Here is a 21,656-nt window from a genome sequence, read left to right on the forward strand (position 1 = left end):
GCCCGGTAGCCGGGCGATGGCTCACCAGGCTGCGGTCGTGTAGTCCTTGAGGAAGACGCCGTACTGGTCGTTTCCGAGCTCACCCTGCACGATCGGGTCGTAGACCCGTGCGGCGCCGTCGACGAGGTCGAGGGGGGCGTGAAAACCCTCTTCAGCCAGGCGCACCTTGGTCGGATGTGGGCGCTCGTCGGTGATCCAGCCGGTGTCCACGCTCGTCATCAGAATGCCGTCCGTCTCGAACATCTCTTTGGCGCTCGTGCGGGTCAGCATGTTGAGTGCGGCCTTCGCCATGTTCGTGTGCGGGTGGCCGGGGCCCTTGTACCCGCGCCCGAATTGCCCCTCCATCGCTGAGACGTTGACCACATATGTGCGGTCGGCGGCCGCCGCGGCCATCGCGGGGCGTAGGCGGCTTACGAGCAGGAACGGTGCGGTGACGTTCGCGAGCTGCACCTCGAGCATCTCGAGTGGGTCGACACCATCAACGAACTGGGTCCAGCTGTTGGAGTCGTGGTGGTCGGGCACCAGACCGCCCGCATCGATCGCGGTGCCAGCGGCGAGTCGCTGGAGCGACGATGATCCGGCTGCCATGGCCAGCGAGGTGAGGTCTGCCGCGCTCAGGCCACCGGCACCGGAGAGGATCGGGTGTGCGCCGACCGACGCGGCCAGCGCGTGGGGGTGGGCGTCGTTGGTGTGACCGAAGGTCAGGAGTTCTGGCAGGTCGCCGTCGGGGAGCGGCGAGGACTCCGCCTCGGCGAGGGGCGCGTAGGAGCCGGGGGAGCGGCGCACCGTCTGGGCGGCATTGTTGATGAGGATGTCGAGGGGGCCCGCCGCGATCATCGAGTCGGTCAGTCCGATGACCTGGGCCGGGTCACGAAGGTCGATGCCGACGATCCGCAGACGGTGCAGCCAATCTGCGGAATCGGGCAGCCCAGAGAAGCGGCGCACGGCATCGCGCGGGAACCGCGTGGTGATTGTCGTGTGGGCGCCATCGCGCAGCAGCCGCAGGGCGATGTGCATGCCGATCTTCGCCCGCCCCCCGGTGAGAAGCGCCGACCGTCCGGACAGGTCGGTTCGGGCATCCCGCTTCGCGTGGCTCAGCGCCGCGCAGTCGGGGCACAGCTGGTGGTAGAAGGAGTCGACCCGGGTATAGCGCTGCTTGCAGATGTAGCACGGCCGGGACTTGATGAGCACGCCCGGCGTCACCACACCGGTGGTGACGGCGAGAGGGATGCCGCGTGTCTCGTCGTCGATCCGATCTGGCGCGCCCGTCGCCGTCGCGGCGACGACGGCACGGTCGGCGTCGGCGATGACCGCACGCTTCTCCAGCCGGCGGTTCTTCTTCACCGATTTGAACATCCGCGCGGTCGCCCGCCGGATGGCGATGAAGTCGGGGTGCTCCTCGTCGAGGTTGTCGAGCTGGGCGAGCACGCTCAGGGTGAGGGCGAGGTCGCCGGGGTCGATTCCGCCCGGCGTCTCGAGCGTCGTTTCAGGCTGCGAAGTCACAGTGAATTGTACCCGCCCCGCCTGTGGCCCGTCCCGTGCTGGTGCGGACCCGCATTCCGGGAATGGCGCGATGCGGGCACGCGACTGTGGCACGGTGGACACATGGCCAGAACGAAGCTCCTGCTCGACTGCGATCCCGGGCTCGACGACGCCCTCGCGCTGCTCCTCGCGCACAGCGACCCCGACCTTGAGCTTGTCGCGGTCACCACAGTGGGCGGAAACGTCGATCTCGTGAGTACCACCAGGAATGCGCGTGTGTTGCGGGAGTACCTCGGCTTTGTCGACGTGCCGATTGCCGCGGGTGCCGCGCAGCCGCTCGTGCGGGATGCCGAGAACGCCGCCCACGTTCACGGCGAGGCTGGACTCGGCACCGTGCGGCTGCCCGCGGCCACGCTTCCCGCATCCGACCGGCACGCCGTCGACGTCATTATCGAGACGCTCCGCGCGGCGCCCGGCGAGGTGCACCTCGTCGCGACCGGTCCGCTCACCAACATCGCCCTGGCGCTTGCCCGAGAGCCGAGAGTCGTGGAGTGGGCGGCCTCGTTCGTGATCATGGGTGGATCGTTCACCCGCGGCAACGCGACAGTCGCCGCCGAATTCAACATCTACGCAGACCCGGAGGCCGCCGCAGTGGTCTTCGCGGCCGGCTGGCAGGTCGTGATGATCGGCCTCGACCTCACCCTCCAGGCGATTGTGACACCCCAGGTCGTCGACCGGATGCGGCACCTGGGGCCGCTCGGCGTCGACCTCGTGGTGCCGCTTGCGACCTTCTGGGTCGACCCGAACGACGCCGACTGGTCGGGCCAAGCCGTGCACGACGTCTGCGCCGTCGCCTACATCGCGCGGCCCGAGCTGTTCCAGTCGCGCCCGGCGCGAGTGGAGGTCGAGACCCAGGGGCATCACACCTCAGGCATGACAGTCGTCGATTTCACTTCTTCCGCCCCCAACGCGATCGTTCCGGTCGAGCTCGACGTCGCGGGTTTCTGGGATTACGTGCACAGCGCGTGGCAGCTCACCGCCGACGGGCACGCGAATGACTGAGCCGCTGCTCGCACGGGCGCCGCGGACCTTCGACCCGGATGCCGTCTACGCGGCCTTCGAGGAGTGGGCGGGCGAGCGTGGTCTCGACCTCTACCCGGCGCAGTCCGAGGCCCTCATTGAGATCGTCTCCGGTGCCAACGTCATCCTGAGCACCCCCACCGGCACCGGCAAGTCGCTCGTGGCCATCGGGGCGCACTTCGCGGCCCTCGCCGACGGTAAGCGCAGCTACTACACCGCGCCGATCAAGGCGCTCGTGTCGGAGAAGTTCTTCGCCCTCGTCGATGTCTTCGGCGCGGAGAACGTGGGAATGGTCACGGGCGACTCCTCGGTCAACCCCGACGCTCCGATCATCTGCTGCACTGCCGAGATCCTCGCCAACCTCGCGCTGCGCCATGGAGCGGACAGCGATGTCGACCAGGTCGTCATGGACGAGTTCCACTTCTACTCGGACCCCCAGCGCGGCTGGGCCTGGCAGGTTCCGCTGTTGACCCTGCCGCGTGTGCAGTTCGTGCTGATGTCGGCGACGCTCGGCGACGTCAGCTGGCTGTCGTCCGACCTCAGTGCGCGCACCGATCGCGACACGGCCGTCATCACGGGGGTCGAGCGCCCCGTTCCGCTGCACTACCACTACGAGACGACCCCGGTGCAGGAGACCGTCGAGGAGCTGATGTCGACCGGACAGGCGCCGATCTACATCGTGCACTTCTCGCAGGCGGCGGCGCTCGAGCGCGCCCAAGCGCTCACGAGCATCAAGGTCGCCACGCGCGAGCAGCGCGACCGCATCGCAGAGGAGATCGGCGGGTTCCGGTTCACGACGAGCTTCGGCAAGACCCTCAGCCGACTCGTGCGCGCGGGGATCGGTGTGCACCATGCCGGGATGCTCCCGAAGTACCGTCGGCTCGTCGAGCAGCTCGCCCAGCAGGGGCTCCTGCGCGTCATCTGCGGCACCGACACCCTCGGCGTCGGCATCAACGTCCCCATCCGCACCGTGCTGCTCACCGCCCTCACGAAGTTCGACGGAACCAGGATGCGACAGCTCAGCGCCCGCGAGTTCCACCAGGTTGCCGGGCGCGCCGGCCGGGCGGGCTTCGACACCGCCGGCACGGTGTCGGGACAGGCGCCGGACCACGAGGTGGAGAACGCGCGGCTGGTCGCGCGGGCGGGCGACGACGCCAAGAAGCTCAAGCGCGTCGTGCGCAAGCGGGCCCCAGAGGGGTTCGTCTCCTGGGGCGAGCCGAGCTTCCAGCGTCTTATTGCGGCGGACCCTGAGACGCTCACCTCGAGCATGCAGGTCACGCACTCGATGCTGCTCAACATCATCGGTCGCGGCGGCGACTCGTTCCAGATCGTGCGCGACCTCCTTTTCGACAACCACGAACCGCACAAGCGGCAGCTCGCTCTTGCCCGCCAGGCGCTCGCGATCTACCGCACGCTCCGCACAGCCGAGATTGTCGAGCAGGTCGGCGGCGGCATCGGCGGGCAGGCCAGCATCCGCCTCACGGTCGACCTGCAGCCGAACTTCGCCCTCAACCAGCCGCTGTCGCCGTTCGCGCTTGCGGTCTTCGACCTCCTCGAGCAGGACTCGCCGACCTACGCGCTCGACATGATCTCCGTGCTCGAATCCACCCTCGACGACCCGCGCCCGGTTATTTCGCAGCAGCAGTTCATCGCCCGCGGCGAGGCCGTCGCCGCGATGAAGGCCGAGGGCATCGAGTACGACCAGCGGATGGAGCTGCTCGAGTCGATCACGCATCCGAAGCCGCTCGAGGAGCTGCTCGGCGAGGCGTTCCACACCTACAGCCGATCGCAGCCGTGGATCGGCGACTTTGAGCTCCGCCCGAAGTCGGTCGTTCGTGACCTCTACGAGCGGGCGATGACATTCGTCGACTACATCAACTTCTACAAGCTCGCCCGGTCCGAGGGGCTCGTCCTGCGCTACCTCTCAGACGCCTACCGGGCTGCGCGCCAGACGATCCCGAACGAGGTCAAGACCGAAGAGCTCATCGACATCATCGAGTGGCTCGGCGAGCTCGTGCGGCAGGTCGACTCGAGCCTGCTCGACGAGTGGGAGGCGATGACGAGCCTGACTCCCAGAGACGACCCCGATGCTCCCGTCCTCCCACCGACGCCCAAAGGCGTCACCGGCAACGCACGCGCCTTCCGGGTTCTGGTGCGCAACGAGATGTTCCGGCGGGTGCAGCTCGCCGCACTCGAACGCTGGGCCGACCTCGGCGAGCTCGATGCGGCATCCGGATTCGACGCGGATGCCTGGGCCGACGCGCTCGACCCCTATTTCGACCTGCACGATCAGATCGGCACGCACAGCGACGCCCGCGGGTCGGCGATGCTCGTCGTCGAGGAGGGGCCGACCGAGTGGACGGTGAGGCAGATCCTCGCCGATCCCGAGGGCGACCATGACTGGTCGATCACGGCGATCGTGGATCTGGAAGAATCCAACGCGGCAGGCGTTGCAGTCGTCAGGGTCACGTCGGTCGGGATGTCGTGACCAGCCGGGACGAAGGAGCCAGCATGGAACGCCGGGATTCAACAGAGCACGCCGAGCCGGATGACGCCGGAGCGACAACGGGCCGCATCCACGTGCTCGACGACGGCCAGAGCGTGCTGGGGCCGGAGGAATTCAAGGCAGCCTTCCGCACGCATCCGGCCGGGGTCGCGCTCATCACCGCGGATGCCGGCGACGGTCCGGTCGCCCTGACCGCGACGTCGGTCTTCTCGGTGAGCGCCGAACCCCCGCTTCTGGTGTTCTCCCTCTCGGCCCTGTCGTCGAGCACCCCGACGCTCATGCGCGCCGACACGGTCGTCGTGCACCTGCTCACCGCGGCGCAGCTCGACCTTGCGCTCCTCGGCGCCACGAGTGGTGTCGACAGGTTCGCCGACACCTCGATCTGGTCCCGCCTACCGACGGGCGAGCCCTACTTCACGGCTGCCCCCGTCTGGATCAGGGGGCGTGTCGTCGACCGCATGGAGGCCGGTGCCTCGACCGTGCTTGCCGTCGAGGCACTCGAGGCGCGCACCCCGGAGCGGGGAAGCCCAGAGGCGGATGCGGAACGTCTGCGCCCACTCGTCTACCACAACCGCACATGGCACGTTCTGAGCGAGGGCTCGAAGCTCAGCCCGGGCGTCTGAGGGTCAGCCGCCGTAGCGTTCGGTTTTGATGTGGTCAGCGAGGTGGCCGGCCTCGACGAGCCACTGCGTGACCGACTCGACGAACGGGGACGCCCCGCACACGTAGATCTCGGCGCCGACCGCCGGCGGGAACACGGCCGCGACCGTTCGTTCCCGGTCGAGGCGTGCCGGAGGTGTGGGCCAGCCACCGGGCGTCTCGCGGCTGTACGCCCACTCGAGGTGGAGGGCGGCGTCGTCCCGCTCTAGCCGCAGCAGTTCGTCGCGGTAGAGAGCGAGCGCAGGGGAACGCACGGAGTAGAGCAGCCGGAACGCTGTGCCGCTTGCGGTCTCGGCGTGGGTGCGGATCATCGACATGAGCGGCACGATGCCCGAACCACCGCCGATGAGTTGTAGAGCGCGAGGCGGGGCGGCCGGCGCGGTCTCCGGGCTCCAGACGAACCAGCCCCCCGACGGGCCGCGGATCTCGATGCGGTCGCCCGCGCTCAGCAGGTCGACGAGGTAGGGGGAGACCTCTCCGTCGTCGAGGCGGTCGACCGTGATCTCGAGTCGCCCCGATGGCGACGACGACGAGATCGAGTAGGAGCGCACCGCCGTATAGCCGTCCTCGGCGGTCAGCCGCACATCCACATGCTGGCCCGCGACGTGTCCCGGCCACCCCTCGATGTCGAGCCCGAGGGTTCTGGCCTCACTCGTCTCCCGCCGCTCCGACACGACGAGAGCGGGCCTCCAGCTCACCAATAGCGCTGCTCGAGGAACGGGTCGCCGCGCATGTGATATCCGTTCTGCTCCCAGAATCCCGGGCCGTCCTCGGTGAGGAGGTTGAGGCCATGCACCCACTTGGCGCTCTTCCAGAAGTAGAGGTGCGGTACCAGCAGCCGTGCTGGCCCGCCGTGCTGCGGCTCGAGCGGGACTCCATCGAATTCGAACGCGATCCAGGCTTTGCCGCCCCGGAGGTCGGCCAGCGGAACGTTGGTGGTGTAGCCACCGTAGGAGTACGCCATCGAAAACTCGGCGGTCGTCTCGACGTCGGCGAGCAGGGTGTCGAGGGAAACGCCACGCCAGGCGGTCCCGAATTTCGACCAACTCGTGACGCAGTGGATATCGGTGGTCACGTCTTCGATCGGGAGGGCGAGGAGATCCTGCCACGACCATCGGTGCCGCACACCCGACTCGGTCGAGATCGAGAATTCCCACTCGTCGAGAGACACCCGCGGCGTCGCACCGGCCGACAGCACGGGAAAGCTCTCGGTGAGGTATTGGCCGGGAGGGAGGCCCGGAACGTCCGATCTCCGCTTGCCTCCGAAACCGGGCGAGAAGATGCCCACGTGCCCTCCTTGCTCGCCTCGCCCCGATGGCGAGAGGTGCTGCACCAGCCTATAGAAACACCGGGCGATTCAGAGACGCGCGAACGCTGGCTCGATGACTGTGGCCGCGCCTAGGCTGGCCTCATGATTGGCAGAGCACCCGCGGTCCGGCTGTGACCCGCTCCCAACGACTTGTGCTGGCGATCGCCGTGCTCGCCTCGTTCGTCGCTTTCCTCGACGGTTCGGTCATCAACGTCGCCCTCCCGGCGATCACCGACGAGCTTGGGGGCGGGCTGTCGCTGCAGCAGTGGGTCGTCGACGCGTACCTCATCACGCTCGGGTCGCTCATACTGCTCGCGGGGTCGCTGTCGGACGTGTTCGGGCGCATTCTGGTGCTCCGCCTCGGGCTCATCGGCTTCGGCATCACCTCCGTCATGTGCGCGCTTGCGCCGACCGGCGAGTTCCTCATCGTCGCGCGGGCTCTCCAGGGAGTCGCCGGTGCGCTTCTCGTGCCGAGTTCGCTCGCGCTCATCCTCTCCACCTTCCGGGGGCCCGCGCAGGGCAAGGCGATCGGGCTCTGGACGGGCTGGACAAGCGCCGCCTTCCTGATCGGCCCGGTGCTCGGCGGACTCTTCGTCGACCTCGCCTCGTGGCGGCTCGTGTTCGCCATCAACCTGCTGCCGATTCTCGTGACCCTCTGGCTGCTCATTCTGCTGGGGGAGCGCGATGAGCGGATGCCGGGGGTGCCGATCGACTACCTCGGCGCGGTTCTCGGGGTTGTCGGGCTCGGGCTGCCCGTCTTCGCACTGATCGAGCAGGCCAACTACGGCCTCGCCAGCCCGATCATCTGGGTGCCGCTCGTCATCGGCGTTCTCGCGTTCGCCGGATTCATCTACCGCCAGCGGGTCGCACCGTCGCCAATGATGCCCCTCGGCCTGTTCCGGGTTCGCAACTTCGCCGTCGGAAACGTGGCAACGGTGCTCATCTACGGCGCCCTGTCGCTCGGAACCTTCGTGCTCGCGGTCTTCCTTCAGCAGTCGGCCGGCTACTCGGCCACCCTCGCCGGCGCCGCGCTGTTGCCCGTCACGGTGGCCAACATCGCGCTGTCGCCGCTGTTCGGCTCGCTCGCGGGACGCTTCGGACCGAGGCTGTTCATGACCATCGGCCCGATCCTCGGCGGCGTCGGATTTCTGCTCATGCTGAGGATCGACGAATCCGCCGACTACCTCGCGGCGGTGCTGCCCGGCATCTCTGTTTTCGGCCTCGGGCTCACGATCACGGTGGCGCCGCTCACGGCCGCGGTGCTCGGGTCGATCAGCTCCCGGCAGGCCGGTATCGGCTCGGCCGTGAACAATGCCCTCTCCCGCATCGCGGGACTCATCGCGATCGCGCTTCTCGGCGTCATCGTCGGAAGCGAACTCGACCTCGAGGGCTTCCACCGCGGGCTCGTCGTCACTGCGGTGCTGCTGATCATCGGCGGGGTGGTGTCGGCCATCGGCATCCGCAATGTACCCGTCGCGGACGGTGCTGCACCTGCGTCAGGCGAGCAGGCTCGCGCCGGCGGTGGCCAGCAGGACGACGTTCACGAACGCGGCGGCGATGATCAACTGGAAGAGAAGGCGTGAGGGCTCCCTCGTGAGCACGAGTGAGACGCCGACCGCAGCGATGAGCACGGTCGCGGAGAACCCGAGCCACTGAATCGTGTCGACCTCGCCGGGGCCGACGAGAGCGAGCACGGATGCCGCGAGCAGCGCCGCGAAGGTGCCGATGCCGGTGCGCCGCGATCCGAGGCGGTGGGGGAGCCCGCGCACTCCGGTCGCGCGATCGTCGTCGAGGTCGGGCAGCACGTTGGCGAAGTGCGCGGCGACGCCGAGCAGCGCTCCAAGCCCCATCGCCCACGCGGCCGCCCAGGACGGTTCCGGCAGCGAGAGGGTAACGACGGCGGGCAGCAGGCCGAAACTCACGATGTAGGGCAGCACCGAGAACGGGGTGCGCTTGAGCCACGCGTTGTAGCTCCACGCCGAGGCGATGAACACGGTGTGGGCGACCGTCGCCCTCCAGCCGAGCGGCACCGTTGCGGCCACCGCGACAATGGCGGTCGCGATCGCGACACCCCGCACGGTGCTGGCGGTGACCCAGCCGAGCGCGACCGGCTTGTCGGTGCGTCCCACCGCGATGTCGCGCTCGGCATCGATCCAATCGTTGGACAGCCCGACCGAGGCCTGGTTCGCGGCGAAGGCGACGCCGAGAACCGCGAGGCGCCATCCGTCGAGCCCGACTCCCACGGCCAGCACGATCGCGATGAGCGTCACGGCGACGGCCGGTCCGGGGTGGGTCGAGCGAAGGAGCGCGACCGCAGTGTTGGGCATTGCCCAATGCTAGGTCGTGCGGTGCGTCGTGACCGCCAGGATCGTGCTGCTCGTGCTGCTAGTGAATCCACCCGCGAGTGGCCCACTTGCGTGGCCTCAGTGGGCTCTGGCGCGACATTTTTGGGCAGCTCGCGGGTGGATGCGGGTGGTTGCTGGCTTCAATCCCGCGAGTGGCCCACTTATGTCGCCTCGGTGCGCTCTGATGTGACCCATTTGGGCAGCTCGTGGGTGGATGCGGGTGGTTGCTGGCTTCGTCCGTGAGTCGCCCATTCGTGGCGCGACGCGGGCGCTATGGGACCAACAGCAGCTTCCCAATGTGCACCGACGACTCCAGGCGCTCGTGCGCGAGCCGGGCATCCGCTAGCGCGAAGCGGCGGTCGACGATGGGCACCACCTGTCGCGCCGCGACAAGCGGCCAGACGTTCTCCCGCACGCTCTCGATGATGTCGTCCTTCTCCGCGTTGGGCCGGGTACGCAGGCTGGTGGCGTGGATGCTGCCCCACTTGCCCATCAGTCGCCCGATCGCGAATGTGGCGGGTACACCGCCCTGGTTGCCGATCAGCATGACTCTGCCGTGGCGGGCGAGTGCACGGATGTTGCGGTCCAGGTAGGCTCCGCCGATCGGGTCGAGGATGACGTCGGCTCCCGCGCCATCCGTAGCCCGCTCGAGCGAATCGACGAAATCCTCGGTGGTGTAGTCGATGAGAATATCGGCGCCGAGGCGCTCGCATGCGGCGAGCTTCGCCGCCGACCCGGCCGTCACAGCGACGCGGCAGCCGAACGCGCGCGCGAGTTGGATGGCCATCGTGCCGATGCCACTCGATCCGCCGTGGATGAGAATCGTCTCCCCTGCCCGGAGCCCGCCGAGCAGGAACAGGTTGCTCCAGACCGTCGCCACCACCTCCGGCAATGCCGCCGCGTCGACCAGGTCGACCGACTCCGGTACGGGCAGGAGCTGGTGCGCGGAGGCGACGGCGAGTGACGCGTAGCCCCCGCCCGACAGCAGCGCGCAAACCCGGTCACCAACCGACCAGCCCGTGACCCCCGATCCCAGTCGGGCGATCGTGCCCGACACCTCGAGGCCCGGCCAGTCAGGCGCACCGGGGGGAGGAGGGTAGTCGCCCTGCCGCTGCACCACGTCTGCCCGGTTGACGCCGGCCGCCGCGACAGCGATGAGCACCTCGCCGTGCCCGGGGTCCGGGTCGGGGAGCTCTCGCTCCTCCAGCACATCGGGACCACCGCTGTCCGATATGACAATTGCCCTCATGTCTCCACGCTACGCGACCGTGCGGCGCTAAGTTGGTTCTGTGACTGGGGACATGGTGGGAGCGCCCGCGCGGGGCCGCAGAGCCCGCGCGCAGGAAGATTCGCAGCGGCTCGTGTCTCTGCTTCTGGGCACCTGGCAGGTGCGGGCGACGAATATACCGCTGTGGCTGTCGAACGAGAGGGTCGCGCCTGCCATCGCCTTCGAGCTTATTTCGGATGCTCCGCTCGTGCTCGGCGACGACGTCTCGTGGCATTCGTCCGACGGGCGGCGGGAGCACCAGCTCGGTGTCGACCGCTGGAACGGCAGCGACTTCGCGCGCCGTGGGCTCGGACGGAGGAGACTTCGCCGGAGCCAGTGGAGCGTCGTCGGGTCCAGTGCCGACCGGGACATCCTCGTGCTGCGGCTGACCGGCTCCCGCTCGACCCCGCCCGGCCTCGACGTCTTCGTTCGGGCGGGTGCCGAGATCGGAGACGCACGCACTCTCGTTGCGCACTCGGCCACGGCGCTGGGCCTCTCGGCCGAGGACTTCGCGAGCCTCACCTGGCTCGATCGCCCCTGACCGTCAGGTCAGAACTGATCTGTGTAGCCGAGCGCGGCCAGCACCGCGTGCGGGTGCTCGATGATCCCGAAGTGGCCGCAGTCCTCGATTACCGTGCGCCGGTTGTCCGGCACCACCCGCGCGAGCTCATCGAAGTCGGCATCGGTAACGAAGATGTCCCGGTCGCCCTTGAGCGCGATCACCGGGCAGGCGATGCGCCCCCACCAGTGGTGGGCGTTGTAGCCCGCCGTCGCGGTGGCGGCCGCCGCGAAGGACCTCGGATGCAGATCGAGCACGGTCGCGTCGGTGACGGATCGGTGCACACGGTACCCGTGCCGGAACAGCGGTGCGAACAGCAGCCGGGCCATCGGGGTTGCGCCGATCCCGACGACGATGCGGCGGCCGGTGCGCCCGAGGAGGCTGAGAAGCTGCAGGATGCGCCAGAGCATCACGAAAGCGGGCACCTCCCGGAAGTTCGCGAAGGGGTGGTCGATGCTGCGAATGACAGAGAATGTGGTGCCGGACACCATTCCGACGGAAAGCACCTGGTCGGGGTACGCGGCGGCCATGTGCATCGCGATCGATCCGCCCAGCGAGTGCCCGACGATGTCCCACTCCGTGTACCCGAGACCCTCGGCGGTGTCCTTCACGAAGGCGCCGAACGAGTCGACCGACAGGTCGACGGCGCCGGGGAAGAGGGCGCCCTCGCCCCAACCGGGAAGGTCGAGCAGCACGGGATTCTCGATCTCGATTCCGTCGGCTGCCGCGGCCTGCAGCAGCGGGGTGAATGTGGTCCACGCTCCGGCGGCGCCGTGCAGGAAGATCGTGGCCCGCACCGACGTCCTCACGGCGCGGTGCCGGGCAACCGTGTGGCCGTGCTCGCCGGCCACTCGGGTCTCGACGAGCCCGAGCGTGGCGGCGTCGCTGACAACCGGGTACGGGGCGTAGGTGTGCACCGATGGCGCCGCGAGCTCAGGCATCCGGTCCGCCGATGATCTCTTCGCGCACTCGGCGCAGGTCTTCCAGAAGTGAACCGACAAGTACCCAGTTGCTCGGGTTCGGGGCGGCGATCACGAGTGGGGCGGTGAGTGCGGGGACCTCCGCGGTGGTCGGGGCGGGTTCGCTTGCCACGCCTGCGGGCCTCGCGCTGCCGACCGTCGTCCCGGCCATGAGGCGCACGTCGTGGGCGGCACGGTCGAGCTCGAGGGCGATGCGCGACACCGTCGGATCCTCGACGAGAGCCGCATCGTAGTTGTCGCGCAGCGCGCGGGTCATGCCGATCGCGCGGATGACGAGCGTGGAGAGCCGGTCGAGCAGGGCCCGGTCCCGCTCGATCGTGATCCGGTGCCGCGAGCCGCGCGGGTTGAAGGTGAGGCTCTCCTCGGCACGGTCCAGCTCCTCGGCAGCCTTCGCCTGCAGGGGTCGCAGCTCCCGTGCCGCGGTCATCATCAGCTCGAGCTCGGACGAGCCGATGGGGGAGCGCAGTGCGGCCGAAAGTCGCTGCAGCGAGGAGGCGACGCTCGCCTCCAGACGTCCGACGGCGAGCCGCGCGGGGGCAACGAGCACCGGCGGCACGATCAGCGCGTTGATGACGAGGCCCGCACCGGCACCGATGATCGTCTCGAGGATCCGTTCGATCGAGTACTCGGGGGTCTGCGCGCCGATCACGAGGACGAGCATTGCGCTGATCGGAATCTGGTTGGACGACCCGGGCGTCAGCTTGAGCGCCCAGGCGACGAGCAGTGACACGACGATGACCGCGAGAACGACCCAGCTCGCGTTGCCGAATGCGAGGCCGGCGGAATAGGCGATCACGACCCCGAGGATCACTCCGATGCTCCGCTCGATCCCCTTCGCGAGCGACTGGTTGACACTCGGCTGCACCACGAGGAGTGCCGCGATGGCGGCAAAGATCGGCAGGGGCTGCTGCAGGAGCAGGTTCGACAGCAGCCACGCCGAGACGGCGGCGACCGATGTCTTGAGCACTTGGAGCAGCGGGCTGCGCGCCGAGGCGCGAAGCGAGGCGAACTGGCGCATCCCCTCAGGCTAGTGCCGTGCGGCTGGGCGCCCGCGCCTCACTCGTACCGCAGCGAGTCGATGGGGCTCTGCCGCGCCGCCCGCGACGCCGGCAGGGTGCTCGCGAGGAACGCGATCCCCATCACCAGGGCGAAGACGCTCGCGATGGATGCCGGCGCGAACGTGAGGATCTGCAGACCAGCGAGCCCGGACAGGAAGCCGTCGGCGAGCACCGAGCTCACCACGGAGCCGACCGCGATCGCGACACCCGCCCCGATCGCGCTGCCCAGGAACCCGATGAAGACGGCCTCGGTGCTGAACAGGGCGAAGATGCGCGCCCCGCTCATGCCCATCGCCTTCATGAGCCCGATCTCTCGTGTTCGCTCCTGGACGCTCATCAGCAGGGTGTTGATGATGCCGAACCCGGCCGCGATGAGCGCGATGACGGCGAACGCGTTGAGCACGAGGATGATGCCGTCCACGACGCTCTGGAAGGTGCCGATCTGGTCGGCGACGGTGGTCCCGGCGAAGCCGGCATCCACGAGGCGGTCCTTGATCGCCTGGATCTCCTCGTCGCTGGCGCCGGCGTCGAATCTCGCCGTCGCGCTGGCGTAGTCCGTGGACGCCTGCTCGGGGAGCCCCGTCCGCTGGGCATCGAACAGTGCGGTGGTGAGCGCGGTGTTCGTGCTGGCGCCGGTGCCGACAAGCGTGGGGTTCTGGATGCCGACGACCGTGGCGTCGATCAGGTGCTGCTCTCCGACGGCATCCGTCACGCCGATCCGCACGCTCTCGCCGACCGCCGCGGTCTCGCTGGCGAAGCCGAGCGTGTCGACGTAGGTCGTCGGGAGCACGATCTCGAACCCCGTGCTGGCCCGGTCGAAGCCGCTTCCCGCCGCGAGGTCGAGGGTGACCCCGGAACTGAACGGGCTGATCGAGAGCTGGAACCGGCCGTTGTCCTGCCACTCGACGAAGTCTGGACGGACGGAGACGAGCGGCTGGGCATCTGTGATTCCCTCGACCGCGCGGATCTCGTCGATGTCCGCGTCGGAGAGGGCGAGCACCGTGGTGCCAGGAGGACCGGCGTTCGTGTCGATCTCGCTTCCGGCATCCGGGTCATAGGGGGCGGGGCCATCCCCCGCGTCGCTCGCCTGCGTCGGCTTGCTGACGTTCATGACGTCCGGGGCGCCGATCGACGTGATCTGGGTATCGATGTACTCGTTAACGCCCGTTCCAAGCGCGTTCGTGGTCGTGAGGGTGAATGCGCCGATGAAGATCGCGAGGACGGTGAGGGTGGTGCGCAGGCGGCTGCGGAAGCTGTTGCCGATCGCGGTCGTGACGATGTCGGTGGTCCTCATGCGAGTGTCGCCCCATTCTTGGCCGGAGGAGGCGGGGACTTCAGGTCACTCTCGCCGACGAGGCGCCCGTCCCTGAGGTAGATGCGGCGGTCGGCGCGGGCGGCGAGGTCGTCGTCGTGCGTGACGATCACGAGCGTGATGCCGCGGTCGCGGTTGAGCGAGAAGAGCAGGTTCTCGATGATGGCGCCCGTGGCGGAGTCGAGGTTGCCGGTCGGTTCATCCGCGAAGATGATGCGCGGATCGCCCACGAGGGCCCTGGCGATCACAACGCGCTGCTTCTGGCCGCCGGACAGGTCCATCGCCTTCGACCCCGCCTTCTCGGTCAGCTCGACGAGCGCGAGAGTCTCGAGCGCCTTCGCTTTGCGCTCACGGGATCCGAGGCGCGCGATCTTGAGCGGCAGGATGACGTTCTCGAGCACGGTCGCGTGCGAGTTGAGAAAAAACTGCTGGAACACGAATCCGAAGGTGGCATTGCGCAGCGTGTTGAGTGCGCGCCCCTTCAACGCCTTCGCGTTCTGTCCCACGATCTCCAGCTCGCCGCTCGACGGCGAGTCGAGCAGGGCGAGGATGTGCATGAGCGTCGACTTTCCCGACCCGCTCTTGCCGACGATCGCGACGGATTCGCCCTCGCGGATATCGAGGTCGATTCCGCGAAGCGCGTCGAAACGTGCGTCGCCGGTTCCGTAGTGTTTGGACAGATTGCGTGCGGTGAGCACGGAGGATGACATGTCCCTCATTTTCGCAGTGTTGGCTGTGCCCGGCATCCGCGCTGCAGTGGGCTGGTGGCAGGGCTAGGCTCAGGCGCAAGAAGGGGAGCGCCATGGCGGAACGTCACAAGGTCCAGGTCGACGCCGTGCACATCGACTCCGCGGTCCCGGGCACAAGCGAACATCTTGCTGGCGTGCTCGCGAGGCCAGCGGGCCCCGGACCCTGGCCCGGCGTCGTGATGGTGCACGAGGCGTTCGGGATCAACGACATCCTGCGCCGACAGGCCTTCAGGCTCGCCTCCGCCGGATTCCTCGTGCTCGCCCCCGACCTGTTCAGCGATGGTGGGGCGCGCACGTGTCTCGGCTCGACGTTCCGCTCGCTCCTGACTGGGAAGGGGCGTGCGTTCGCCGACATCGAGTCGGCACGGTCGACGTTGCGCACCCGCACAGACTGCACCGGGCGGGTGGGCGTGATCGGGTTCTGCATGGGCGGAGGATTCGCGTTGCTCCTGTCCACTCACGGCTACGACGCCGCATCGGTAAATTACGGCCGGCTGCCTGGCGACCTCGACTCCTTGGCGGGGGCCTGCCCCGTCGTCGGCAGCTACGGGGGCAAGGACCTCTCGCTGAGGGGGGCCGCCGCCAAACTCGACAGTGCGCTCACCCGGCTCGGCGTCACTCACGATGTGAAGGAGTACCCGGATGCGGGCCACGCCTTCCTGAACGACGAGGAGAGCGGTCCTGCCGCTCTGCGCCCCGTGCTTCGCCGGGTCCTCGGCGCTGGTCCCGACCCGGAGGCGAGTGCCGACGCGTGGAAGCGCATCGAGGAATTCTTCTCGGAGCACCTCCTGCCTGAGGTGCAGCCCCGAATCTAGCCGTGCCGCGGCGGTTCGGTGCCAACGAATGCGCTGGCACTGGCGTCCGCCGCGCGCACCAGGGTGAGGTGGGTGAGGGCCTGGGGCGTGTTACCCGCCTGCCGTGCACCGGCGACGTCGTACTGCTCGGACATCAGGCCGACATCATTGGCGAAGCCCACCAGGCGGTCCATGAGCTCGGTTGCGTCCGTCAGCCGGCCGCTGCGTGCATACTGCTCGACAAGCCAGAAGGAACAGGCGAGGAACGGATGCTCCGTGCCGCCGAGTCCGTCGATCCCGTTCTCGGTGCGGTACCGCAGCAGAAGCCCATCCCGCAGGAGGTCTTCCTCGATCGCCGCCACGGTGCCGAGCATCCGCGGGTCATCGGCGGCGATGTAGCCGACCTGCGCGAGCTGGAGCAGAGATGCGTCAACGCTCGCACTTCCGTAGTACTGGGTGTGGGTGCAGAGTTCGGCATCGAAGCCGCTCGACTCGATCTCGTCCCGCACCTCATCGCGCAGCAGCTCCCAGCGGTCGACAGGACCGTCGAAGCCATGTTTGCGCACTGCGGCCACAGCGCAGTCGAACGCGGCCCAGACCATGAGCCGGGAATGGGTGAAGTGCCGCACTGGCCCGCGGATTTCCCAGATGCCGTTGTCCGGCCGCCTCCAGTTGTCCTCGACGAATTGCATGAGGGCGAGTTGGAGCGGCCAGGAGAACCCTGTCTCCTCGACACCTGCCTCGCGGGCCCGCTGGAGCGCGATCATCACCTCGCCGAACACATCGCTCTGGTATTGCTGGAAAGCGCCATTGCCGGCCCGCACCGGGGACGAGCCCTCGTACCCCGGGAGCGACGGAACCTCGTACTCGACCAGTCTGCGCTCACCCGAGATTCCGTACATGATCTGCACGTCCGCCGGATCACCCGCGATGGCCCGGAGCAGCCACAGGCGCCACACCTCCGCCTCGTCGGCGAACCCGTGGTCGAGGAGCACGTGCAGGGTGAGCGCGGCGTCGCGCAGCCAGACGTAGCGGTAGTCCCAGTTCCGGCTTCCCCCGAACATCTCAGGCAGGCTCGTCGTGGCGGCCGCGACGATTCCACCGGTCCCGTCGTGGGTCAACGCGCGCAGGACGAGGAGCGAGCGATGCACCTGCGTCGCGTGAACGGGTGAGAGCTGAGCCGTTGCCCGCGCGGACCATCCCGACCACCAGTGCGCGGTCGAGTCGATGCGCTCCGAGACGGGCGTCCGTGGGGGAGGGGGCAGATGCGACGGGAACCAGGTCGGGGATTGCTTCTCCGTAGTCGAACCGGATCACCAGTTCCTCCAGGAATTCGACCGTGCCGCTGATCCCGCGGACACGCCGGATGATGTCGGCGTACCCGTCGCCGAAGGGCATCAGGTCAATGACCTCCGCCTCGCCCGTCGGCGTGGTCCAGCGCGTGACGAGCGTGAACGTGCCATCGATATAGGACCGGGTCGACTCACGCACGTCCGCACTCGGGGCGACCTGCCACCGGCCGTGGTCCTCGGTGCCGAGCAGCGAGCCGAACACCGACGCCGAGTCGAAACGCGGCAAACAGAGCCAGTCGATACTGCCGTCGGTGCCGACAAGGGCCGCGGTGTGGCAGTCCCCGATCAGCGCGTAATCCTCGATGCGAAGAGCCATGATGCAGTCTAAACAGCTAGCGTGACTGGATGACTTCTCGTCAACACCACTCTCGCCACCGAACACTCGTGATCCTCGGGGCGGGGGGAGACCTGGCCGCGCGCCTGCTTCTGCCCGGTGTCGGGCAGGCTGTTGAAGCCGGTCGCGCTGTGGACCTCGAGGTGATCGGAGTCGGAATCGACCGGATGTCCACTGAGCACTGGCGGTCGCGCGTCGCGGAGTCGTTCTCCGCGGGAGGCGCGACGGGCGCGGACGTCGACCACGTGCGGGCCACGACGACCTATTTGGCCCTCGACGTGACAGTGCCCGCGGATCTCGAGCGGCTCCTCGCCGCGTGCAGCGGAGTGCCGACCCTGTACTTCGCAGTTCCCCCCGCCATCGCGATTGCCGCGTGCGAGGCTCTCGCGGGCATCGACCTGCCGGACGACACCATCCTCGCCCTCGAGAAACCGTTCGGCACCGACCTCGCCAGTGCTCGATCGTTCAACCGCACGCTCTCCCGACTGCTGCCTGAGAGCCAGATCCACCGGGTCGACCACTTCCTCGGCAAGTCGACCGTGCTCAACCTGCTCGGGCTGCGCTTCGCCAACCGCATCTTCGAGCCGGTCTGGAACGCGCAGAACATCGAGTCTGTCGAGATCGTGTTCGAGGAGCGCCTGGGCCTCGAAGGACGGGCCGGCTACTACGACGGTGCGGGCGCCCTCATCGACATGATTCAGAGCCACCTGCTCCTCGTGCTCGCCCTTGTCGCCATCGAACCGCCGTCCAGCCTCGAACCCGACGACCTCCGCGGTGCCATGGCGCAGGCTTTGCGTGCCACCCGGCCCGTTCCGGACGGCGGGGCACACTCGAGCCGCCGCGCCCGGTACACAGCAGGGGACGTCGACGGACGCCGGTTTCCGTCCTACGCCGACGAGCCAGGGGTCGACCCGGTTCGCGGCACCGAGACGCTCGCTGAGATGTCGTTGATGATCGACAACTGGCGCTGGGCGGGTGTTCCCTTCACCCTGAGATCCGGCAAGGCGATGGGAGGAACGCGCAAGGAGATCGTCGTCTCGTTCAAGCCCGTTCCACATCTCCCCACCGGGTTCGCCGGGCAGGCGCCCCCGGATCGCTTGACCATCTCACTCAGCCCGGACGAAATGCAGCTTGACATCAACATCAACGGTGCGGGGGACCCGTTCGCTCTCGATCGGGTCTCGCTGCACACGGCGTTTGCGGAGGGGGAGCTCGGTCCCTATGGCGAGGTTCTCGCGGGAATCCTCTCGGATGATCCGACCCTGTCGGTGCGCGGCGACGTGGTCGAGGAGTGCTGGCGCATCGTAAGGCCGGTGCTCGACGCGTGGTCGCGCGGCGAGGTTCCGCTCGACGAGTACACTGCGGGCACCGCCGGACCGCAGTCGTGGACGACCCCGGGCGCCTCAGCTTAAGGCCAGACCGCCCGCGTATCGTGTGCCCATGCGACAGCGAGCAGAGCGGATCGAGCCGGGCCCCGGACAGGAGTCGGTCTGGGACTACCCCAGGCCACCGAGAGTGGAGCCGGCCGCCGGTCGCGTCACCGTGACTCTCGGGGGCGAGCTCATCGTCGATTCAACCGCCGCAGTGCGGGTTCTCGAGACAAGCCACCCTCCCGTGTACTACGTCCCGAGGGCAGACATTGCGAAGGGTGCGATCACGCCGGTCGCCGGGGACTCCTGGTGCGAGTTCAAGGGGCGAGCGAAGTACCTCTCGGTGCACGGCGGCGGAGTGACCGCCGAACGCGCCGCCTGGTTCTACCCCACCCCGACGGACGGATTCGCGGCACTTGCCGATATGGTCGCGATCTACCCATCAGCGATGGACGAGTGCACCGTGGGCGGCGAGGTCGTCACGGCGCAGGAGGGCGATTTCTACGGCGGCTGGATCACAAGCAATCTGGTCGGCCCGTTCAAGGGCGCGCCGGGAACCCTCGGCTGGTGACCGCGGCCGTGGTGTGAACGGGAGGTGCTAGACGCGGCCGATGCCCTCGAGCAACTCCGCGAGCCCGGCGCCGTCCGGGGCGTAGACCCAGGGGATGCCGCTGCCGTTCTCATGCTCCTCCGCCTTGGAGCGCCCACCGGCCAGGACGGCCTCGCTCGTCGACAGCTGACGAATGGCGACCGCGCTGACGTTCGCGGGGTGCGACTCGTTGAAGGCGCCGTAGAGTTCCTCGTCGTGCTGCCCGTCATCTCCGAACAGCAGCCAGCGCACATCCGGGAACTCGCGCGCGAGCCGCGCGAGGGTGTCCCGTTTGTGGTCTGTGCCGCTGCGGAACCAACGGTCGTGGGTCGGCCCCCAGTCGGTGAGCAGGAGCGGCCCGGCCGGGTAGAGGTTGCGGGACAGGAATCGGGTGAGCGTCGGCGCGACATTCCAGGCGCCCGTTGACAGGTAAACCACCGGTGCCCCGGGATGATCCCTCGTCAGTCGCTCGTACAGCACCGCCATACCGGGAACAGGCCGCCGTGCGTGCTCGTCGAGCACGAAAGTGTTCCAGGCCGCGAGGAACGGGCGCGGGAGCGCGGTGACCATGACGGTGTCATCGACGTCGGAGATGATCCCGAACCGTACCGAGTCGTCGACGATGAAGACGGGGGCGGTCACGATGTCGGAATCATCGGTGCGGATCGTGATCTCGTGCCAGCCCGGCGACAGATCGACGTCGACGCGCACGTCGACAACCCCGCCCCGGTCGGCGGTCACACGGTGCTCCGCCCCGTCGATGACGATCGTCACGGCGACGTCGTTGACTGGAACGCTTGTGAAGCTCCGCCAGCCACGGATGCTCGTGTTCCGGGCGTCGCCGTCTGCCGCCGGCTTCGCCAGAAGCACCCGACACAGCACCCGCACCCAGCCGGGGCCGCCGTATCCCGTATAGGGGACGACAATGGGCGTCAGCCCCCGCTTCCTGGCCCTCTTCTCGCGAAAGTTGTGGAACGAGTCTTCGAGCCGGGCCGCGAAATGGATGATCGGCTCGGCAGCGGAGGCCGGGTTTACTGCCTTGGGGGTGAGCACCATTGGAGAAGTCTTTCACGAGCGCCGGCGCGCCGACGATTCGCGCCGCGCAAACCCGCCCATCAACACACCGAGACGGCCGGTGTAAACGGGGTGCGGTCACGATGCGAGACAAGCTAGAATTTTGCATCAGTCGCCATTGTTGACTCGTATTGACGAAAGGGATCCCCCGTGTCCTCTTATTCCTCCGGCGAGAGTGCCTCAAGCGTCGCGACGGCGGTGCTTCGCAATGAACCCGTCCAGGCTCGCAGTACCGCGCGACTCACGTCCCTCCTTGACGCGGCTGCTGCCGTCGTCGACGAGATCGGATTCGAACGCCTCACGACGGCCATGATCGCCGAGCGAGCGGGCTCGTCGATCGGCACCGTCTACCGGTACTTCCCCGATCGGATCGCGGTCCTCCACGCGCTCAGTGGTCGCTCGATGACCCGCTTCGCGGCGGAGGGGATCCCGGTGATCGAGTCGCCGGAGCGCGGCAGCTGGCTCGAGGCGGTCGAGGCCGCGCTGCACTATTGGGTCGACGCGTTCCGGTCAGAGCCCGGATTCCGCGCACTCCGGTTCGGCGATGTGCTCGACCTGCAGCCGCGGGCGGGGGACCGCACCAACAACGGGGTCATCGCCGCCATGCTCGTCTCCGTGCTGTCGTCACGGCATGGCCTCGAGGCGGACGATGAACTGCAGTTCCGTGTCGAGGTGGCGCTGGATCTTTGCGACTCCCTGCTGGCGCGCGCGTTCGCATTCGATCGCAACGGCGACTCCCGCTTCATCGACGAGGCGCTGTCCGTGGCCCGCGGGTACCTCATCGGTGCCTACGGCAACCCGAGCTCGGACGCGTAGTCGGAGGCGACTGAAGGTCA

The 21,656-nt window shown here is 68.3% G+C and carries 19 protein-coding genes and 1 pseudogene; 9 read left to right on the forward strand and 11 right to left on the reverse strand.

The genetic code is table 11. From position 1 onward, the window contains the following. Positions 1–21: 21 nt before the first annotated feature. The gene (locus BHD05_RS09170) at positions 22–1,503 is read right to left on the reverse strand and encodes an SDR family NAD(P)-dependent oxidoreductase (protein ID WP_161886158.1); all 1,482 of its coding nucleotides are present in this window, start codon (positions 1,501–1,503) and stop codon (positions 22–24) included. Between the two features lie 102 nt (positions 1,504–1,605). Here BHD05_RS09170 and BHD05_RS09175 point away from each other — a divergent pair, with 102 nt between their 5' ends. Genes BHD05_RS09175 through BHD05_RS09185 form a run of 3 tightly spaced genes read left to right on the forward strand, consistent with a single transcriptional unit; the run spans position 1,606 to position 5,691 of the window. Continuing rightward, a complete protein-coding gene (locus BHD05_RS09175; protein WP_161886159.1) occupies positions 1,606–2,544 on the forward strand; it encodes a nucleoside hydrolase in 939 nt (312 codons plus the stop codon). After that, positions 2,537–5,050, forward strand: a complete 2,514-nt coding sequence (locus BHD05_RS09180; RefSeq protein ID WP_161886160.1) for a DEAD/DEAH box helicase — start codon at positions 2,537–2,539, stop codon at positions 5,048–5,050. Before BHD05_RS09175 ends, BHD05_RS09180 begins: the two co-directional genes overlap by 8 nt. A 23-nt stretch (positions 5,051–5,073) precedes the next feature. After that, positions 5,074–5,691, forward strand: a complete 618-nt coding sequence (locus BHD05_RS09185; RefSeq protein WP_161886161.1) for a flavin reductase family protein — start codon at positions 5,074–5,076, stop codon at positions 5,689–5,691. A gap of 3 nt (positions 5,692–5,694) precedes the next feature. Here BHD05_RS09185 and BHD05_RS09190 read toward each other — a convergent pair whose 3' ends face one another. Further along, positions 5,695–6,426: an FAD-binding oxidoreductase gene (locus BHD05_RS09190; RefSeq protein ID WP_161886162.1), complete on the reverse strand. Its 732-nt coding sequence runs from the start codon at positions 6,424–6,426 to the stop codon at positions 5,695–5,697. Then, a complete protein-coding gene (locus BHD05_RS09195) occupies positions 6,423–7,016 on the reverse strand; it encodes a sulfite oxidase-like oxidoreductase (protein WP_161886163.1) in 594 nt (197 codons plus the stop codon). Before BHD05_RS09195 ends, BHD05_RS09190 begins: the two co-directional genes overlap by 4 nt. A gap of 152 nt (positions 7,017–7,168) precedes the next feature. Between BHD05_RS09195 and BHD05_RS09200 the strand changes: the two genes are divergently transcribed. Then, positions 7,169–8,620, forward strand: a complete 1,452-nt coding sequence (locus tag BHD05_RS09200) for an MFS transporter (RefSeq protein ID WP_161886164.1) — start codon at positions 7,169–7,171, stop codon at positions 8,618–8,620. On the opposite strand, the gene BHD05_RS09205 is transcribed toward BHD05_RS09200, so the two are convergent. Together BHD05_RS09205 and BHD05_RS09210 are read right to left on the reverse strand one after the other, a co-directional pair. After that, a complete protein-coding gene (locus tag BHD05_RS09205) occupies positions 8,534–9,364 on the reverse strand; it encodes a UbiA family prenyltransferase (protein WP_161886165.1) in 831 nt (276 codons plus the stop codon). The genes BHD05_RS09200 and BHD05_RS09205 overlap by 87 nt on opposite strands. 289 nt (positions 9,365–9,653) lie before the next feature. Next, entirely contained in the window at positions 9,654–10,631 is a 978-nt protein-coding gene (locus BHD05_RS09210) for an NAD(P)H-quinone oxidoreductase (protein WP_161886166.1), read from the reverse strand. Between the two features lie 112 nt (positions 10,632–10,743). Between BHD05_RS09210 and BHD05_RS09215 the strand changes: the two genes are divergently transcribed. Then, complete coding sequence (locus tag BHD05_RS09215; RefSeq protein ID WP_161886167.1) at positions 10,744–11,190, forward strand: hypothetical protein; 447 nt, start codon at positions 10,744–10,746, stop codon at positions 11,188–11,190. Positions 11,191–11,198: 8 nt separating this feature from the next. Here the strand turns inward: BHD05_RS09215 and BHD05_RS09220 are convergent, their stop codons facing one another. Genes BHD05_RS09220 through BHD05_RS09235 form a run of 4 tightly spaced genes read right to left on the reverse strand, consistent with a single transcriptional unit; the run spans position 11,199 to position 15,277 of the window. Next, positions 11,199–12,149, reverse strand: coding sequence for an alpha/beta fold hydrolase (locus BHD05_RS09220; RefSeq protein ID WP_161886168.1), 951 nt, complete (start codon positions 12,147–12,149; stop codon positions 11,199–11,201). Next, a complete protein-coding gene (locus BHD05_RS09225) occupies positions 12,142–13,206 on the reverse strand; it encodes an FUSC family protein (protein ID WP_161886169.1) in 1,065 nt (354 codons plus the stop codon). Before BHD05_RS09225 ends, BHD05_RS09220 begins: the two co-directional genes overlap by 8 nt. A 38-nt stretch (positions 13,207–13,244) precedes the next feature. Further along, positions 13,245–14,540: an ABC transporter permease gene (locus tag BHD05_RS09230; RefSeq protein ID WP_161886170.1), complete on the reverse strand. Its 1,296-nt coding sequence runs from the start codon at positions 14,538–14,540 to the stop codon at positions 13,245–13,247. Beyond that, positions 14,537–15,277, reverse strand: a complete 741-nt coding sequence (locus BHD05_RS09235; protein ID WP_335920118.1) for an ABC transporter ATP-binding protein — start codon at positions 15,275–15,277, stop codon at positions 14,537–14,539. The genes BHD05_RS09230 and BHD05_RS09235 overlap by 4 nt, the downstream gene beginning before the upstream one ends. A gap of 83 nt (positions 15,278–15,360) precedes the next feature. Here BHD05_RS09235 and BHD05_RS09240 point away from each other — a divergent pair, with 83 nt between their 5' ends. Further along, positions 15,361–16,122 carry a dienelactone hydrolase family protein gene (locus BHD05_RS09240; protein WP_161886171.1) on the forward strand — a complete coding sequence of 254 codons (762 nt, stop codon included), beginning with the start codon at positions 15,361–15,363 and terminating at the stop codon, positions 16,120–16,122. Here the strand turns inward: BHD05_RS09240 and BHD05_RS09245 are convergent. Further along, positions 16,119–17,769: pseudogene (locus BHD05_RS09245) on the reverse strand (glycoside hydrolase family 15 protein). The gene BHD05_RS09240 and the pseudogene BHD05_RS09245 overlap by 4 nt on opposite strands. A gap of 29 nt (positions 17,770–17,798) precedes the next feature. Here BHD05_RS09245 and BHD05_RS09250 point away from each other — a divergent pair. Next, the gene (locus BHD05_RS09250) at positions 17,799–19,199 is read left to right on the forward strand and encodes a glucose-6-phosphate dehydrogenase (protein ID WP_161886172.1); all 1,401 of its coding nucleotides are present in this window, start codon (positions 17,799–17,801) and stop codon (positions 19,197–19,199) included. A gap of 28 nt (positions 19,200–19,227) precedes the next feature. Next, positions 19,228–19,728: a DUF427 domain-containing protein gene (locus tag BHD05_RS09255; RefSeq protein WP_161886173.1), complete on the forward strand. Its 501-nt coding sequence runs from the start codon at positions 19,228–19,230 to the stop codon at positions 19,726–19,728. A gap of 27 nt (positions 19,729–19,755) precedes the next feature. Here the strand turns inward: BHD05_RS09255 and BHD05_RS09260 are convergent, their stop codons facing one another. Further along, on the reverse strand, positions 19,756–20,802 hold the full coding sequence (locus BHD05_RS09260; protein ID WP_161886174.1) for an App1 family protein: 1,047 nt from the start codon (positions 20,800–20,802) through the stop codon (positions 19,756–19,758). 168 nt (positions 20,803–20,970) lie between these two features. Between BHD05_RS09260 and BHD05_RS09265 the strand changes: the two genes are divergently transcribed. After that, the gene (locus tag BHD05_RS09265) at positions 20,971–21,636 is read left to right on the forward strand and encodes a TetR/AcrR family transcriptional regulator (protein ID WP_161886175.1); all 666 of its coding nucleotides are present in this window, start codon (positions 20,971–20,973) and stop codon (positions 21,634–21,636) included. The last annotated feature ends 20 nt before the right edge of the window (positions 21,637–21,656 follow it).

The organism is Marisediminicola antarctica (assembly GCF_009930795.1).
GTDB lineage: Bacteria > Actinomycetota > Actinomycetes > Actinomycetales > Microbacteriaceae > Marisediminicola > Marisediminicola antarctica.

Coding starts and splice junctions, on each gene's coding strand:
- BHD05_RS09175 (WP_161886159.1), top strand. CDS start 1,606: ATGGCCAGAACGAAGCTCCTGCTCGACTGCGATCCCGGGCTCGACGAC.
- BHD05_RS09180 (WP_161886160.1), top strand. CDS start 2,537: ATGACTGAGCCGCTGCTCGCACGGGCGCCGCGGACCTTCGACCCGGAT.
- BHD05_RS09185 (WP_161886161.1), top strand. CDS start 5,074: ATGGAACGCCGGGATTCAACAGAGCACGCCGAGCCGGATGACGCCGGA.
- BHD05_RS09205 (WP_161886165.1), bottom strand. CDS start 9,364: ATGCCCAACACTGCGGTCGCGCTCCTTCGCTCGACCCACCCCGGACCG.
- BHD05_RS09210 (WP_161886166.1), bottom strand. CDS start 10,631: ATGAGGGCAATTGTCATATCGGACAGCGGTGGTCCCGATGTGCTGGAG.
- BHD05_RS09220 (WP_161886168.1), bottom strand. CDS start 12,149: ATGCCTGAGCTCGCGGCGCCATCGGTGCACACCTACGCCCCGTACCCG.
- BHD05_RS09225 (WP_161886169.1), bottom strand. CDS start 13,206: ATGCGCCAGTTCGCCTCGCTTCGCGCCTCGGCGCGCAGCCCGCTGCTC.
- BHD05_RS09230 (WP_161886170.1), bottom strand. CDS start 14,540: ATGAGGACCACCGACATCGTCACGACCGCGATCGGCAACAGCTTCCGC.
- BHD05_RS09235 (WP_335920118.1), bottom strand. CDS start 15,277: ATGAGGGACATGTCATCCTCCGTGCTCACCGCACGCAATCTGTCCAAA.
- BHD05_RS09240 (WP_161886171.1), top strand. CDS start 15,361: ATGGCGGAACGTCACAAGGTCCAGGTCGACGCCGTGCACATCGACTCC.
- BHD05_RS09250 (WP_161886172.1), top strand. CDS start 17,799: ATGACTTCTCGTCAACACCACTCTCGCCACCGAACACTCGTGATCCTC.
- BHD05_RS09255 (WP_161886173.1), top strand. CDS start 19,228: ATGCGACAGCGAGCAGAGCGGATCGAGCCGGGCCCCGGACAGGAGTCG.
- BHD05_RS09260 (WP_161886174.1), bottom strand. CDS start 20,802: ATGGTGCTCACCCCCAAGGCAGTAAACCCGGCCTCCGCTGCCGAGCCG.